Source organism: Streptomyces sp. NPDC087270 (assembly GCF_044744625.1).
Classification (GTDB): domain Bacteria; phylum Actinomycetota; class Actinomycetes; order Streptomycetales; family Streptomycetaceae; genus Actinacidiphila.
In genome coordinates this window covers 184979-200052 of record NZ_JBIUYR010000012.1, presented here as the reverse complement: position 1 = coordinate 200052, position 15074 = coordinate 184979, and the positions used below count along the sequence as shown (strand labels likewise).

The following is a 15074-nucleotide window of genomic DNA, read 5'->3' as shown; positions in this document are numbered from 1 at the left end:
CTCATCGGACGGTGACCGAGGAGAGGTCGACGTCGCCGAGGTAGCCCAGCCGGACCCCGGAGAGCCGTTTCGCGTGCACGGCGCCGCTGACCGGGTAGTACAGCGGGGCCAGCGGCAGGTCCGCCATCGCGGTGCGGCCGGCCTGCCGGGCGAACCGCAGCCCGTCGGCGGTCGTGGTGGCGCCCGCGGCCTTGTCCATCAGGGCGTCGAAGCCGGCGCTCTTGTAGCCGGTGACGTTGGTGCCGGAACTGCTGCCGAAGAGCTGGTCGTCCTGGGAGTAGATGTTCGGGTAGGCCGCGCCCATGTAGAGCAGGAACGGCCCGGTGGTCTTGTGCGCCAGCAGGTTGGGGTAGATCTGGTCGGTCGGCTGGACCTTCAGCGAGATGGAGGTGATGCCGAGGTTGGTACGCAGCTGGTTGACGATCGCCTCCAGGACGGTCTGGGACTCGGGTTCCTGCTTGGTCCACAGGGTCAGCGAGCCGTGCCAGCCGCCCGCGGCGGCCAGCAACTGCCGTGCCCTGGCGGGGTCGTAGCCGCAGGCGGCGCAGTCGGTGCCGCCCCCGCCGGCGATCACGTCGGGGGCGATGTCCGCGGCGGGCTGGGCATGGCCCTGGAGCAGCGAGCCGACGATCGCCTTGCGGTCGATGGCCAGCGAGAACGCCTGCCGCACCCGCAGGTCGGCGAACCGGCGGTCCCACAGCGGGAAGCCGAGGTACTCCACCGCGGCGGTGGGCGAGGTGACGAGCTGCGCGGCGTAGGTCCGGCTCGCCGTCGACAGGTCGTTGCCGCCGGCCGTGGCGATGTCGACGGCGCCGGAGCGGAAGCTGGTGAACGCGGTGGCGTCGGTCTGGTAGGTCTTGACGGTGATCTGCGCCGCGTGGCCCTTGGCACCCGGGTAGCCGTCGAAGCGCTTGAGGGTGATCTGCTGCCCGCCGGGGGCCAGTCCGGGCGCCGCGACCTGGTAGGGGCCGTTGCCGATCGGGAGCCGGTCGTAGCCGGCGAGGTTCTTGAAGGCGGCCTTGGGCATCGGGGCGAAGGCGGTGCCGGCCAGCACGTAGGGGAACGTCGACAGCGGCCGGGTCAGGGTCACTTCAAGGGTGTCGGTGCCGGTCACCCGCACGCCGGAGAGCTTGTCGGTGGTGGGTTTGCCGTCGGGCGGGTTGAGCGCGGCGTAGCCCTCGATGCCGGCGAACAGGTAGCCGTTGGCCATGGTGTTGGGCGCGTAGGCGGCGGCGTTCCACGAGTCGGCGAAGGACTGCGCGGTGACCGGCTCGCCGTTCTGGAACTTCCACCCGGACTTCAGGGTGATCGTCCAGTGCCGCTGGTCGGTGGAGCGCACCGACCTGGCGACGGCGTCGACGACCTTGCCGCTGCGGTCGACCTGGGTCAGCGGGGTCCAGATGGCGTCCGCGACACCGCTGAACCCGGCCCGGCCGGGGGTGAGATGGGCGATGTACCAGGTCGGAACGCCGATCGAGTAGGAGCCGCCGTCGGCTGTCGCACCGCCGGCCTGCGTTCCTCCCCCGCCGCAGGCGCTCACGGCGGCCAGCGCGCCGACCGCGCACAGGGCCACCGCGGTTCTGCGGCCGGTGCGTCCCGGCCGGTCGGCACGTCCCGGCCGGCTGAGACGTCCTGACCGGGTGACACGTCCTGGTCGTGGCGGAGTCATCTCGGGTACCTCCAGGCGCGGTCTGGTTTTCGGGTGAGCCGAGACTGGCCCCCTTACCGAGGCGGCAGCTTTATCGGAGCGGGCAAAAACGCCGCAGCCGCTTTGTCTCGGCGCACATGCCCTGCGGCCGAGGGCCGCTCCCGGGCCATGCCTGGTGCGCCCGGATGCCCGCCGGGTGTGCCCGGATACCCGCCGAATGTGCCCGCGCAGTGCCCCACGCATCCCGCCCGTCCCCCGACGGCGACTGCGTTACGTCACCGGGGCGCGATCCGGCCGGGGCTTGCCAGGGGTGCCTATGATGTGGCGATGCCGAGCACTTCCCGTCCCTCCTCGCAGGTCACCGGCTCGACAGCGCGCGACGAGCCCGCCGGCACGACGCTGCGCCGCCTGCGCGAGCACCTGGGTCCGCTGGTGCTCCAGGTCGAGTGCGCACCGCAGAGTGAGGACGTCCTCATCGGCCGGCAGGTCGTCCACGACCTGTGCGAGCCGGTGCCGGGGCAGGCCGACGGCGTGCTGCTGGTCGTGGGCGGCTCGCCGGAGCGCGAGGACTGCCTCGACGCGATCCGGCAGGCCGGCGCCGCCCGCTACAGCGCGGTCGTCGTCAAGACCCGCGGCGGCGACCTGGCGGCGGCCACCGCGGTGGCGGGCGCGGCGGGTGTCGCCCTGCTGGTGATCCCCGACGACATGCCGTGGCGGCACTTCGACGCGCTGGTCACCGCCGCGACCAGCGCGTCCGGGCCGGCCCAGGACACGTACACCTCGATCGGCATGGGCGACCTGTTCCCGCTGGCCAACGCGATCGCCTACCAGGTCGGCGGGGCGATCACCATCGAGGACCCGCTCGGTCACGTGCTGGCCTACTCCAACCTGCCGCATCAGGAGATCGACGAGATCCGGCGGCAGGGCATCCTGGGCCGGCAGACCCCGGACCGCCCGACCAACCTCGACGAGTACCACCGGGTCATCCGCGCCGACCGGCCCGTGCGCTTCGACATCCCCGACACCAAGCACGTCGACCGGCTGGCGGTCGCGGTGCGCGCCGGGCCGCAACTGCTCGGGCTGCTGTGGGCGCTGGACGGCAACCCGCCGCTCGGCGAGGGCGCGGAGACCGCGCTGGAGGAGGCCGCGAAGGTCACCGCGCTGCATCTGCTGCGGGCCCGCAGCCACCGGGACCCGGACCGGTGGAGCCGCGGTGAGGCGCTGGCGTCGCTGCTGGACGGCGCGGTGTCGGGGCGTACGGCGGCGGCGCAGCTGGGCATCGCCGAGGACACCACCAGCACGGTGGTGGCGTTCGCGCAGGCCGCACCCGAGGAGATGCCCGGCCTCGGCGGCGCCCGGATCGTCGACCTGGTCGGTCTGTACTGCGAGGCGTGGCATCCGCAGGCGCTGTGCACGACGACCGGTGGCCTGGTCTACGCCCTGCTCCCGACCAGGACCGACGCGGGCGCCGAGCGGCGGGTGGTGAAGTTCGCCGAGAACGTGGTCAGCACGGTGCAGCGCAGCGCGGGCCTGGCCCTGCGCGTCGCCATCGGGGTGCCCGCGGCCCGGCTCGGCGAGGTGCCGGCCGGCCGGCGTATCGCGGACCGGGTGCTGCGGGCGCTGGCCGGCAGCGCGCAGGCGCCCACGATCGCCACGGTCACCGACGTCCGCAGCCGGGTGACGCTGATGGAGCTGACCGAGCGCGGCGCCCCGTCGGTCGACCTGCCACCGGGCCCCGTGCAGCGGATCATCGAACACGACGCGCAGCACTCCACCACGTACGCCCAGTCGCTGCTGGCGTACCTGGACGCCTTCGGCGAGGCGATTCCCGCGGCGGCGCGGCTGGCCGTGCACGAGAACACCCTGCGCTACCGGGTCCGCCGCATCCAGGAGCTCTTCGACCTCGACCTGGACGACCCCGACACCCGGCTCGTGGTCTGGCTGCAACTGCGGCTGCACCAGATCTCCGGGTGACACCGGCCGGCGCGCGCCGAGCCGACGCCCCCGGCGCGCTGCCGCTGTCCGCGCCGACAACGCCCCCCGGCTCAATTGCACGGGCCGCACGATTTCCTGACCCCCTCCCCGCGCATACCGTCGCCCGGACAACGCAGCCGAGCCGATGGGGAACCCATGCTGGAACAACCGATCTACGCCCTGACCGACCCGGTACGACTACGTGAACTGGTCGCGGGCCACGGTTGGGCGACCCTGGTCAGCGCCACCGGCCGGGGCGGCCCGGTGGTCTCCCATCTGCCGGTGATCCCCGACCCGGGACCGGACGAGGGCGGGGACGGTGGCGGGGGCGATCTGACGATCGTGGGGCACCTGGCCAGGGCCGACGCCGAGCTGCACGAACTGGGCGCGCACGACGTGGTGGTGATCGTCGAGGGACCCGGCGGCTACGTCTCGCCGAGCAGCTACCGCGCCGGACCGTACGTGCCGACCTGGAACTTCGTCGTCGCGCACCTGCACGGGCGGCCCACCGTGCTGGAGGGCGCGGCGGGCTACCGGGTGCTGGAGCGCACCGTGGAGCACTTCGAGGCCGACCGGCCGGAGCCGTGGCGGCTGGACACCGTGGCGGACTACGCGCGGGAGATCGCCCCGTACACCACGGCCTTCCGGCTGCGGCCCAGCCGGGTGGTCGGCAAGCACAAGCTCAGCCAGGACAAGCCGTACGAGGTCGCGCGGCGGGTGGTCGAGGCCCTGGAGGACGGCGGCCCGCACGGCAACCCGGCCCTGGCCGCGGCGATGCGTCGGGTGCTGGTGCCCGGTGACTGAACCGCAGACCGCCACCGGGACGGCCGCGGGGCGGGCCGCCCGCGTGCTGCTGCGCAATGTCCGGCTCGGCTCCGGCGGGCCGCTCGCGCACCTGATGATCGACGGCGGCCGGATCGCCGCCATCACCCCCGAGGCCCCCGACGCCCTGGCGCGGACCGCGGGCGAGGTGGTGGACGCCGGCGGGCGTACGGTGCTGCCGGGGCTGTGGGACGCGCACGTGCACATGGTGCAGTGGGCCAGCGCGCGGCGCCGGGTCGACCTGTCGGGCGCCGGGTCCGCCGCCGAGGCGGCCCGAACGATGGCCGAAGCCGCGGGTGCCGGGCAACGAGCCGCGGGTGCCGGGCAACGGGCCGCGAGTGTCGGGCAACGAGCCCCGGACGAGCCGCTGATCGGTTTCGGCTTCCGTGACGGGCTGTGGCCCGACCGCCCGGAGCCCGCGCTGCTCGCCTGGTCCGACGGCTCGGGCCAGGCCGTCGCCCTGGTCAGCAACGACCTGCACACCGCGTGGCTCAACCAGGCCGCGCTGCACCGCCTCGGCGTGCACGGCCACCCGACCGGGGTGCTGCGCGAGGCGGACTGCCTGGACGCGGTGGCCCGGCTCAGCGCGGCCGATCCGGCGGTCGTCGACCGCTGGGTCGCCGACGCGCTCCGGGCGGCGGCGGCGCGCGGCGTGGTCGGCCTGCTGGACTTCGAGTACGCCGACAACGTCGCCGACTGGACCCGCAGGGCCGGCCGGCAGCCGCTGGACACCCGGGTCGCCTGCGCCGTCTACCCGGCCTACCTGGACCAGGCCGTATCCCTCGGCCTGCGCACCGGCGACCGGCTGCCGGGCACCGGGGGCATGGTGCGGATGGGGCCGCTGAAGCTCTTCGTCGACGGCTCGCTCAACACCCGTACCGCGCTGTGCAACGAGCCCTATCCCGGGGTGACGGCGGCCGGGCAGGAGTACGGCATCCTCCAGACCGAACCGGCCGAGTTGCGGCGGCTGATGGCGTACGCGGCGCGGCACGGCATCCACAGCGCCGTGCACGCCATCGGCGACCGGGCCAACACCATCGCGCTGGACGCCTTCGAGGAGGTCGGCTGCCCGGGCCGGATCGAGCACGCCCAGTTGATCGACCGGGCCGACCTGCCCCGCTTCGCCCGGCCGGGGCTCGTGCTCGGCGTCCAGCCCGCGCACGCCGCGGACGACCGCGACATCGCCGACCGCCACTGGGCCGGCCGTACCGAGCGGTCGTTCGCCTACGCCGACCTCGCGCGGGCCGGTGCGCGGTTGCAGATCGGCTCGGACGCGCCGGTCTCGCCGCTCGACCCGTGGCCGGGCATCGCCGCGGCGGTGCACCGCACCGGCGCGGACGGGCGGCCCGAGTGGCACCCCGAGCAGGCGATCGGGGTGCCCGACGCGCTCGCCGCCGCCGCGGCGGGCCGCCGCGCGCTGCGCGTGGGCGATCCCGGCGACCTCGTGGTCACCGAGTACGACCCGGCCCTGCCGGCCCCGCACGACCTGCCCGCCATGCCGGTCTTCTGCACGCTGCTCGCGGGGCGGTTCACCCACCGCGCCGACCAGGAGCCACAGCCGGCGCCGGCCGGGTAGCAGCGACCGGGCGGGACGGGGCGGGAACAGCGGCCGTCCGGTGGCACCCACCGGACGGCCGTGCGGGCGCGTGCGCCACCGGACGGCCGTCCGCCGTCGCGCACTGCCGGGCGACGTGCACCGCCAGGCATGGCGCGCACCGCCGGGCATGGCACGCCACCGGGCACATCGCGCACCGCCACGCGTCGCGCACCACCAGGCATGGCGTGCTGCCGCGCGCATCACGCACCGCCGGGCGTCACGCACCGCCGGGCATGGCGCACCGCCAGACATGGCGCGCACCACCGGACACGGCGTGCCGCCGGACACATGCGCACCACCACGCGTCACGCACCACCAGACACGGCGTGCCGCCGCGCGCATCGCGCACCCACCGCACATCGTGCACCGCCGGACATGGCGCACCCCCAGACATGGCGCGCACCGCCGGCACGGCGGAGGGGCCGCGGGGACATGCGTCCCGCGGCCCCTGGGCCGTTCACCCGCCCGACTCGGCGGGCGGTCAGCCGAGTTGGACCTCGGCGCGGGCGGTGCCCGCTCGGGGGTGCCGGGCGGTGACGGCGACGACGGTCCCCGCGGGGGCCCGGACCGTCCACTCCACCGCGGTCAGGTCGGGGGTGCCCGGGTCATGGCCCCACCAGGTGGTGGACGACAGGGTGCCGCTCCTGCCCTCCAGCTGGCCGAGGCGTTCGACGCGCTCGCCGGTGACCGGTTCCGCGCCGCCGGGCAGTGTGATCTCCGCGGACAGCTCCCCCGCCACCCCGCGGTCGAGCGCGGTCCTGGTGACGTACGTGGGCAGCCAGCCGGTGTTGCCGACGACCAGCCGGACCCGGTGCACGTCCGGCGCGAGCCGGGTCGCGGTCAGCCGGCGGACCTCGATCCGCGGCGAGCCGAGCGCCTGGAAGATCACCCACTCGGTGTGCGGGGCGACTTCGGCCTCGATCCGGTCCATCGGCGGGTTGTACCAGTAGTTGATCATGTCCCAGCCGCCCAGCTCCACCGGTCCGAGCTGCGGGTGCGTGAAGGGGTACCAGGAGACGAAGCCCTTGCCGTCGAGTTCGGCGTCGCTCCACTTGATCATCCGCAGGTCGTCCTCGACCGGGTGGTCGATCAGCCAGCGCGAGGCGTGGTACGACTCGATGCCGGCCGCCCGCTGCGGGCTCCAGAACTCCGTGATCCAGGCGAAGATGCCCAACTGGTGGTAGTACCAGCCCAGTTGGCCGCCGCGGAAGTCGGCGGCCGGGTCGTGCTTCAGGTCCTGGAAGGACATGACGTCGTACCCGGTCAGCTCGGCCGCCTTGGCGCCGAACACGTCGTAGACATGCTGGTCGGGGCCGGGCAGCCGGACGCCGGCGTTCATCGGCGGGCACAGGTGCAGGCCGCCGAAGGTGTGGCAGGTGACCCAACCGGTGATGTTCGGACGGTCGGTGACGGCGCGCAGCACCGCCTGCGTCTCGGGCTCGGAGCCGGGGAACGGCCCGGCGTTGCGCGGCAGCGCGGGCGCCGCCTCCCAGTCGGTCGGCAGGTTCTGGCCCAGGTCCAGGCCCTCGACCGGTTCCGCGACCTCGACGACGTCGCCGCGGTAGCCGGTGACGTCGCCCTCCTGGAAGAGCCGGAAGTAGTCGCCGCCGACCTCGTCGGGTTCGCGCGGCACCAGCAGCCGGGGCTCGTCGGGGTGGGTCTTCCACGGCCCGTCGGCGTCGCGCACCCGCATGAACAGCGCCCGGCCGTCGCCGTCGACGTCCCGCAGTTGCAGGCCCGGATCGGCGTCCGGGCTCGGGTGCGGGCGCACGCTGGAGCGGATGAAACGGCCCTCGGCCATGGCGTGTTCGTGCCCGTCCGGGTTGAGCCGCGGGACGACGTAGACCGCGCGGGTGTCCAGCAGCCTGGTCACCCGCTCGTCGGTCCCGTAGCCGGTCAGCAGCCGGTGCACCAGGTGCAGGGCCGCGAAGCAGGACGACCACTCGGTGCCGTGGATGCCCGCCTCGACGAAGTGGGCCGGCTTCTCGGCGGCCGGGCCGGTCGCGGTGTTGGTGAGAGTGACCAGCCAGATGTCGCGGCCCTCCCACGAGCGGCCCACGCTCTCCAGCGCCGCGAGGTCGGGACGGCCGTCGGCCCAGTCCCGCAGCAGCGCGGTCAACTCGTCGTGGACGTAGAACCTGTCGAACTTCAGCGGGCGGATCATGGGGCGAGTCCTCGCAATCGCACGGCGGCAGCCTGGCAAGCGCGGCCAGTCTGCGCGCGGCCCGCGCCCGGTGCTTTGGGCGGGCGGCCAATGTTTCCCGGCCGAGTTCTCGTCCGCCGCCAATCACGGGGACCGGCCCGGCGGCCACAGTGCTCCATGACCCGAGCACGACCCGAGAACGCGAATGACCGTGGTCGTTCTCCCTGTTTGCCGGCCGGGCCGGGTAGGGCACTCCCCCGGCCGAGATTGGACCCGCGCATGACCGCGACAGCGGACCTCGGCACGGCCGAGATCCACCATCAGCACCGCGATGTGACCGGCGGCTGGCTGCGACCGGCGACCTTCGGCGTGGTGGACGGCCTGGTGTCGAACTTCGCCCTGGTCGCCGGCGTCGTCGGCGGCGGCGCCGGCACCCACACCATCCTGCTCACCGGTCTGGCCGGCCTCACCGCCGGCGCCTGTTCGATGGCCACCGGCGAGTTCGTCTCGGTGTCGTCCCAGAACGAGCTGGCGCAGGCCGAGATCGCCCGCGAGCAGCACGAACTGGCCACCAACCCGGCCGGGGAACTGCGCGAGCTGACCCTGGCCTACCAGGCGAAGGGCGTACGGCAGGAGCTGGCGGAGGAGGTCGCCCGGGCGCTGACCGCCGAGCCCGACGTCGCCTGGCGCGTGCACGTACGCGAGGAGTTGGGCGTCGACCCGGACGACCTGCCCTCCCCCTGGTCGGCGGCGGGTTCCTCGTTCGCCGCCTTCGCGCTGGGCGCCCTGGTCCCGCTGCTGCCGTTCGTGCTCGGCGCATCCGGCCTGGTGCCCGCGCTGCTCGCCAGTTCCGCGGGGCTGGTCGTCACCGGCGCGCTGACCGCGAAACTCACCGCGCGCTCCGGGTGGTTCGGCGCGAGCCGGCAACTCGTGCTCGGCGGGCTGTCGGCGGCGGTGACCTTCGGGGTCGGGCTGCTGGTCGGCACGGGGGTGTCCTGACCGATGGCGACGACGGACAGCCCGTGGGGCGAGGCCGCGTACCACCGTCCGCTGCACGCGGTGGCGCTGGTCAAGCAGGTGCCGCTCGGCGACCACCCGGGCGACCTGGACGGCAGCGGGCGCCTGCGCAGGGACGGTTTCCCGGTGGAGCTCAACCCGTGGTGCCGCCGTGCGGTGACCCGCGCGGTGCAACTGGGCCGGGGCAGCGGGGGCCGCACCACGGTCGTCACGATGGGGCCGCCCGCCGCCGCCGACGTCCTGCGCGAGGCGCTGGCCTGCGGCGCGGACGAGGGCCTGCACGTGTGCGACCCGGCGCTGGCGGGCGCGGACACGCTGGTCACCGCGAAGGCCCTGGCCGCCGCCGTACGGAGCCTGGGCCCGGTGGACCTGGTGCTGGCGGGGCACAGCACGCTGGACGGCGGCACCGGTGCGGTCGGGCCGATGGTCGCCGCGCTGCTCGGCCTGCCGTTCGCCGGGCCGGCGCTGTCGATCGAGGCGGTCGGCGGTGACGGGCTGCGCGCGGTACTCCAGCTCGACGCGGTCACCGAGACCGCCGAACTGGCGCTGCCCGCCGTGCTCGCGGTGGCGGAGCGCTCCTGCCGGCCGGCGAAGGCCCCGCCGGCCGCCTGGCCCGCCGCGCCGCAGATCCGCGTCCTGACGCTGGATCAGTTGGCCGGCGCCCAGCCGGGGGCCGCGAGCCCCACCCGGGTGCACCGGGTGGAGCGCGTCGCGGCGACCCGCCGCCCGGTGCTCGTGTCCGGCAGCCCGGCGGAGCAGGCCGCACAGGCGGTCGCGCTCATCACCGCACGGTTGGCGGCGGCCCACTGCTCCGGCCGCTCCTCGGCCGTCGGGGCCGGTACGTACGCGGGAACTCCCGGGCCGGGAAGTCCCGTTGCCGACCGGCCCGGCCCAGCGGCGGCAACCGGCGTCGCGGCAACGGGCGTTGCGGCAGCGGGTGTTGCGGCATCCGACGTCGCGGTTGCCGGCGTCGCTGCGCCCGATCCCGCGGCGCCGTCCGCGACCGCCGGCGAACCCGGGCGTACGGCCGTCACCCGCCGGGCGGCGGACCCGTATCCCGCCGGACTCCCCGGGCCCGCCGTCCTCGCGGCAACGGGCGTTGCGGCAGCGGGCGTTGCGGGAACCGACGTCGCGGTTGCCGGCGTCGCTGCGCCCGATCCCGCGGCGCCGTCCGCGACCGCCGGCGGACCCGGGCGTACGGCCGTCACCCGCCGGGCGGCGGACCCGTATCCCGCCGGACTCCCCGGGCCCGCTGTCCTCGCGGTGACCGGCAGCCCCGAGACGGGCGGGCGGGCCCTGCTCGGCGAGGCCGCGAGGATCGCGCGGCGGATCGGCGGCCACGTGCTGGCCGTCACGCCGGCCGCGGACCCGGAACAACTCCGCGACTGGGGCGCCGACGCGGCACTGCGGCTCACCGGCGGCGACCCCCGCCCCGTCGCGGCGGCGCTCGCCGGCCGGCTGCGCGGCTCCCGCGCGCCCTGGGCCGTGCTGGGCGGCGCCTCCGCCTGGGACCGCGAGGTCCTGGCCCGCCTCGCGGTGCACCAGGACGCCGGGCTGCTCTCCGACCTGACCACCACGTCGGTGCGCCCCGACGCCCGCGGCCGGCTCCGCCTGGTGGGCGGCAAACCGTCGGGCAACGGCACGCTCGCCGAGGTCGGCAGCGACGGTGTCCCGCAGATCGCCACGTTGCGGACCGGCTCGCTGACCGTGCGCGCCGGGCACGCCGACCCCGTCACGAGCCCCGCCCGGATCACCGCCCGGATCGCCGCCCCGATCCCCGTCGAGACGCTGGACGTGCCGGCCGATCCGCTGCTGCGGCGCTCGGACCGGCGCACCGAGGACGACTTCGACGCGGTCGAGCGTGCGGCCACGGTCATCGGCCTGGGCGCGGGCGTCGCTCCGGACCGCTACGCGGAGGTCGAGCCGCTGCGGGCCCTGCTCGGCGCGGAGTTCGCCGCGACCCGCAAGGTGACCGACGCCGGCGCTCTGCCGCACTGCCGCCAACTGGGCGTCACCGGGCGGAACATCGCCCCGCGGCTGTACGTGGCGCTCGGCGTCTCCGGCAGCCCGCACCACCTGGCCGGCGTGGAGCGCGCGCACACCGTCCTCGCGGTCAACAGCGATCCGGACGCGGCGGTGTTCGCCCACTGCGACATCGGCATCGTCGCCGACTGGCGGGACGTCCTGCCCGCGCTGACCGCCGCCTTCCGGCGGGCGCCGACCGCCGCGTCCGCGCCCGAGGCCACCGCCGTCTGAGGCCCGTCGCCGTCAGCAGCGGCCACCGGCCCGATGCCACCTGCTCGTTCCGTCCCACCCGCCCCGTACCGGGGCCCGAACCATGGAGCCAACCGTGATGCCCTGCCCCTTCACCACCCGTGCCCACCCACGCGGCGGTGGTCGTCCATGAGCGGCCTCGTCCTCGTCCTCACCGTCTTCCTGGCGTGTGCCGTCGAAGCGGTCGAGGCGCTGACCATCGTGCTGGCCGCCGGCACCAGCCGGAACTGGCGCTCGGCGCTGCAAGGCAGCGCGGCGGCGCTGGTCACCCTCGCGATCGTGGTCGCCGCGCTCGGCCCCGCGATCGGGATGATCCCCTTCGAGGCGCTGCGGCTGGTGGTGGGCGCCCTGCTGCTGGTCTTCGGGCTCCAGTGGCTCCGCAAGGCCATCCTGCGCGCCTCCGGCCACAAGGCCCTGCACGACGAGGCCGGCGCCTACGCCAAGGAGGTCGCGGCGGCCGACGCCGCGGCGGGCGGAGGACGCGGCATCGTCACCGACTGGTACGCCTTCACCCTGTCCTTCAAGGGGGTCTTCCTCGAAGGGCTCGAAGTCGCCTTCATCGTCGTGACCTTCGGCAACAACCAGGGCAGCGTGCCGCTGGCGGCGCTCGGCGCGGCAGCCGCGGTGGTCGCGGTCACCGGTGTCGGCCTCGCGGTCCGCGCGCCGCTGGCCCGGGTGCCGGAGAACTCGATGAAGTTCGCCGTCGGCATCATGCTCACCGCCTTCGGCGTCTTCTGGTCCGCCGAGGGCGCCGGGGTCGACTGGCCCGGCGCCGACGCGGCCCTGCTGGTCCTCGTGCCGGTCATCGCGCTGCTCGGCCTCGGCACCGCCGCGCTGCTGCGCCGCACCGACACCGCGGTACCCCCTGCCGCGGCCACCACCGTTCCGCCGGCTCCGGCGGCGAAGGGAAGCACGCAGTGAAGTGGATTCGTTCGTTCGCGCTGTTCTGGTACGACTTCGTCGTCGGCGACGACTGGCGGGTCGCGGTCGGGGTGGTGGTGGCGCTGGGCGCGACCGCCGGCCTGGTGCACGGCGCCGGTGTGAACGCCTGGTGGCTGCCGCCCGTCGCGGTCGTGGTCCTGCTCGGCCTGTCGCTGCGCCGCGCGGTGGCGGCGGCCCGCTGACGCGAGGGGGCCGGGGCAGGGATGCGCGTCCCTGCCCCGGCCCCCGGCATCCGGCACCCGGCACCCGGCACCTGAGGCCGCACGTTCGAGGTGCGGGCCGTCCCGCGTGCGGCCGTACCGTCTGCGGCCGTCCCGTCTGCGGGCGACCCGCGAGGGGCGGCTACTCGCCGCCGCCGACCGCGAGCAGGTACAGCTTGCCGGAGTCGGAGCCCTGGTCGTCCGGGTTCTGGACGGGGACGTTGATGGACGCGCTGACGGTCTTGGAGTGGGTCTCGTTGGGCGGCGTGATGACCATCGTGGTGAACGTGTAGCCGCTGCCGCCGCTGTTGTTGAAGGGGTAGTACAGGACGAAGTCGGTCCCCTGGCCGGGGGCCAGCTTGACGGTGGGCACGTCGCCCCCGCTGTGGCGCGGGACGCTGACGGAGTCCGAGCCGTTCTTCAGGTCGACACCCGCGAAGCCGTGCATCGTGCAGGAGCTTGAACCGGTGTTCTTGAGGTGGACCAGCTCCATGCCCTCCCCCGAGATGCCGTGCTCGGCGGAGATGGCGAGGTTCGAGGTCATGCACATGCTGCCGGAGCCCGACCCGGAGTTCGAGGAGCCGGAGCCGCCGCTCGTGCTGCTGCCGCCGGTGGAACCGCCGTTGGAACCGCTGGACGAACCGCTGGAGGAACCGCCGCTGGAGGAGGTGTCCTGGCCGGGCGCGGAGCTGGGCGCCAACGTCTGGCCGGCGTCGCTGGACGAGGTCGCCCCGGCGGTGTCGGACGACGTCGGTCCGGAGGCGCTGGAGTCGTCGGGGCCGCAAGCCGTCAGGGACAGTCCGGCGGCCACGGCGACCAGAGCGATGACCGAGAGCCTCTTGCTGCTGCGCATTGCCACTCCGTAGATCGATGCCGGCCCACATGGTGCGGACGCTTCTGCGTTCATGGAGTTCCGCGGCACCCGGGCCGGTTGCGCGCGGACATGACCGCGACAACCCCGTGACATGGAGGGATCATGATCGCGACAGACGCCACGCGCCGGCCACATCCCCCATGGGCCCTCCACCCACGGCCGGCATGCTGAGCAATCAGTTCTTCGACGCTGCCCCGTCAGGCGGCGCTGCCGTCCCTAGCTTCTGCCGTATGGGCAGCTACCACGAGATGGATCAGGTATGGCCGCGTACGGCCGGTCGGACGGACGGCGAACTGCGGGTCGGCGGCATCGGGGTCGGCGAACTCGCCGCGCGCTTCGGCACACCGGTCTACGTTCTCGACGAGGACGACTTCCGGGCCCGGTGCGCCGCATGGACGGCCGCGTTCCCCACGGGTGACGTCCACTACGGCGGCAAGGCGTTCCTGGCCCCGGCCCTCGTCGGCTGGTTGCGGGAGCTGGGCCTGTCGCTGGACGTGTGCACCGGCGGCGAGCTGGCGGTGGCCCGGCTGGGGGGCATGCCTGCCGAGCGGGTGGTCTTCCACGGCAACAACAAGTCGGTCGCCGAGCTCCGGGCCGCCGTGGAGTGGGGCATCGGGTGCATCGTCGTGGACTCCTTCCACGAACTGGACCGCCTGGCGGACCTGGTGCGGGCCGGCGGCGCCCGGCAGCCGGTCATGATCCGGGTGAAGCCGGGGGTGGACGCGGACACCCACGCGGCGTTGGCGACGGGCGGCGAGAACACCAAGTTCGGGCTGTCCATGGCCTCGGGCGAGGCGGCCGAGGCGGTACGCCGGGTGCTGGCCACGCCGGGCCTGGAACTCGTCGGCCTGCACTCGCACATCGGCTCGCAGATCTTCGACCTCGGCTCCTTCACCACCGCGGCCGAGCGCATGGCGCGCTTCCTCAAGGAGGTCGAGGCCGAGCACGGGGTCCGCATCGCCCGGCTGGACCTCGGCGGCGGCCTCGGCGTCCCCTACCTCCCGGGCGGCGAGCCGGCCCCGACACCGGCCGAACTCGCCGACGCGCTCCGGGTGGCGGTGCCCGACGACGTGCGGCTGGCCGTCGAGCCCGGCCGGTCGATCGCCGCACCGACGACGGTCGCGGTCTACGAGGTCGGCACGGTGAAGGGACACTACGTCAGCGTCGACGGCGGCATGAGCGACAACCCCCGCCCGGCCACCTACGGTGCCGCGTACACGGCGGTCCTCGCCTCCCGGGCCGGTCAGGCCCCGCCGCGGACGTTCACGATCGTCGGCAAGCACTGCGAGAGCGGGGACGTGCTGGTGCACTCGGTCGAGCTGCCTGGCGACATCCGGCCGGGCGACCTGGTCGCGATCCCCTGCTCCGGCGCCTACCAGCGGTCGGCGGCCGGCAACTACAACCAGGTCCCCCGGCCGCCGGTGGTCGCCGTGCGCGACGGTGCGGCCCGGACCCTGGTCCGCCGCGAGACGCAGGAGGACCTGCTCAGCCTGTTCGTGTGAAGCGCGCTGCGCGCGGGACGCGAACTGTCGCTGCGACGCGCGCTGTTCGTGTGCAGCGCACTGTTCGTATGAGGCGCGCTG

12 protein-coding genes are annotated in these 15074 nt (G+C 74.7%); 9 read left to right on the top strand and 3 right to left on the bottom strand.

Annotation, left to right across the window (positions count from 1 at the left end; genetic code table 11):
* Position 1 precedes the first annotated feature (1 nt).
* Positions 2 to 1573 carry an ABC transporter substrate-binding protein gene (locus tag ACIPAE_RS24420; RefSeq protein ID WP_402447845.1) on the bottom strand — a complete coding sequence of 524 codons (1572 nt, stop codon included), beginning with the start codon at positions 1571 to 1573 and terminating at the stop codon, positions 2 to 4.
* 402 nt (positions 1574 to 1975) lie between these two features.
* Between ACIPAE_RS24420 and ACIPAE_RS24415 the strand changes: the two genes are divergently transcribed.
* The 3 genes from ACIPAE_RS24415 (at position 1976) to ACIPAE_RS24405 (ending at position 6020) form a co-directional block, all read left to right on the top strand.
* Entirely contained in the window at positions 1976 to 3622 is a 1647-nt protein-coding gene (locus ACIPAE_RS24415; protein ID WP_402447843.1) for a PucR family transcriptional regulator, read from the top strand.
* A gap of 156 nt (positions 3623 to 3778) precedes the next feature.
* A complete protein-coding gene (locus ACIPAE_RS24410; RefSeq protein WP_402447841.1) occupies positions 3779 to 4426 on the top strand; it encodes an FMN-binding negative transcriptional regulator in 648 nt (215 codons plus the stop codon).
* Positions 4419 to 6020, top strand: coding sequence for an amidohydrolase (locus ACIPAE_RS24405; protein ID WP_402447840.1), 1602 nt, complete (start codon positions 4419 to 4421; stop codon positions 6018 to 6020). Before ACIPAE_RS24410 ends, ACIPAE_RS24405 begins: the two co-directional genes overlap by 8 nt.
* Before the next feature lie 502 nt (positions 6021 to 6522).
* On the opposite strand, the gene ACIPAE_RS24400 is transcribed toward ACIPAE_RS24405, so the two are convergent.
* The gene (locus ACIPAE_RS24400; protein WP_402447838.1) at positions 6523 to 8205 is read right to left on the bottom strand and encodes a M14 family metallopeptidase; all 1683 of its coding nucleotides are present in this window, start codon (positions 8203 to 8205) and stop codon (positions 6523 to 6525) included.
* 258 nt (positions 8206 to 8463) lie between these two features.
* Here ACIPAE_RS24400 and ACIPAE_RS24395 point away from each other — a divergent pair, with 258 nt between their 5' ends.
* From ACIPAE_RS24395 to ACIPAE_RS24380, 4 genes are all read left to right on the top strand, one after another.
* Positions 8464 to 9183: a VIT1/CCC1 transporter family protein gene (locus ACIPAE_RS24395; protein ID WP_402447836.1), complete on the top strand. Its 720-nt coding sequence runs from the start codon at positions 8464 to 8466 to the stop codon at positions 9181 to 9183.
* 3 nt (positions 9184 to 9186) lie between these two features.
* A complete protein-coding gene (locus ACIPAE_RS24390; RefSeq protein WP_402447834.1) occupies positions 9187 to 11457 on the top strand; it encodes an FAD-binding protein in 2271 nt (756 codons plus the stop codon).
* A gap of 147 nt (positions 11458 to 11604) precedes the next feature.
* Positions 11605 to 12396: a COG4280 domain-containing protein gene (locus ACIPAE_RS24385; RefSeq protein ID WP_402447832.1), complete on the top strand. Its 792-nt coding sequence runs from the start codon at positions 11605 to 11607 to the stop codon at positions 12394 to 12396.
* Positions 12393 to 12599, top strand: a complete 207-nt coding sequence (locus ACIPAE_RS24380; protein WP_329363378.1) for a hypothetical protein — start codon at positions 12393 to 12395, stop codon at positions 12597 to 12599. Before ACIPAE_RS24385 ends, ACIPAE_RS24380 begins: the two co-directional genes overlap by 4 nt.
* Positions 12600 to 12759: 160 nt before the next feature.
* Here ACIPAE_RS24380 and ACIPAE_RS24375 read toward each other — a convergent pair whose 3' ends face one another.
* Positions 12760 to 13161 carry a DUF4232 domain-containing protein gene (locus ACIPAE_RS24375; protein WP_402447830.1) on the bottom strand — a complete coding sequence of 134 codons (402 nt, stop codon included), beginning with the start codon at positions 13159 to 13161 and terminating at the stop codon, positions 12760 to 12762.
* Between ACIPAE_RS24375 and ACIPAE_RS24370 the strand changes: the two genes are divergently transcribed.
* Together ACIPAE_RS24370 and lysA are read left to right on the top strand one after the other, a co-directional pair.
* Positions 13160 to 13483 (top strand): hypothetical protein, encoded by a 324-nt coding sequence (locus ACIPAE_RS24370; protein WP_402447828.1) that lies wholly within the window; start codon positions 13160 to 13162, stop codon positions 13481 to 13483. The two genes, ACIPAE_RS24375 and ACIPAE_RS24370, sit on opposite strands and share 2 nt — an antisense overlap.
* A 172-nt stretch (positions 13484 to 13655) precedes the next feature.
* On the top strand, positions 13656 to 14993 hold the full coding sequence (gene lysA, locus ACIPAE_RS24365) for a diaminopimelate decarboxylase (RefSeq protein ID WP_402447826.1): 1338 nt from the start codon (positions 13656 to 13658) through the stop codon (positions 14991 to 14993).
* The last annotated feature ends 81 nt before the right edge of the window (positions 14994 to 15074 follow it).

Bases quoted from the DNA above. Each gene is read 5' to 3' on its own strand.
- ACIPAE_RS24410 (WP_402447841.1), top strand. From the start codon at position 3,779: ATGCTGGAACAACCGATCTACGCCCTGACCGACCCGGTACGACTACGT.
- ACIPAE_RS24400 (WP_402447838.1), bottom strand. From the start codon at position 8,205: ATGATCCGCCCGCTGAAGTTCGACAGGTTCTACGTCCACGACGAGTTG.
- ACIPAE_RS24375 (WP_402447830.1), bottom strand. From the start codon at position 13,161: ATGACCTCGAACCTCGCCATCTCCGCCGAGCACGGCATCTCGGGGGAG.
- ACIPAE_RS24395 (WP_402447836.1), top strand. From the start codon at position 8,464: ATGACCGCGACAGCGGACCTCGGCACGGCCGAGATCCACCATCAGCAC.
- ACIPAE_RS24390 (WP_402447834.1), top strand. From the start codon at position 9,187: ATGGCGACGACGGACAGCCCGTGGGGCGAGGCCGCGTACCACCGTCCG.
- lysA (WP_402447826.1), top strand. From the start codon at position 13,656: ATGCTGAGCAATCAGTTCTTCGACGCTGCCCCGTCAGGCGGCGCTGCC.
- ACIPAE_RS24370 (WP_402447828.1), top strand. From the start codon at position 13,160: ATGCACATGCTGCCGGAGCCCGACCCGGAGTTCGAGGAGCCGGAGCCG.
- ACIPAE_RS24385 (WP_402447832.1), top strand. From the start codon at position 11,605: ATGAGCGGCCTCGTCCTCGTCCTCACCGTCTTCCTGGCGTGTGCCGTC.
- ACIPAE_RS24415 (WP_402447843.1), top strand. From the start codon at position 1,976: ATGCCGAGCACTTCCCGTCCCTCCTCGCAGGTCACCGGCTCGACAGCG.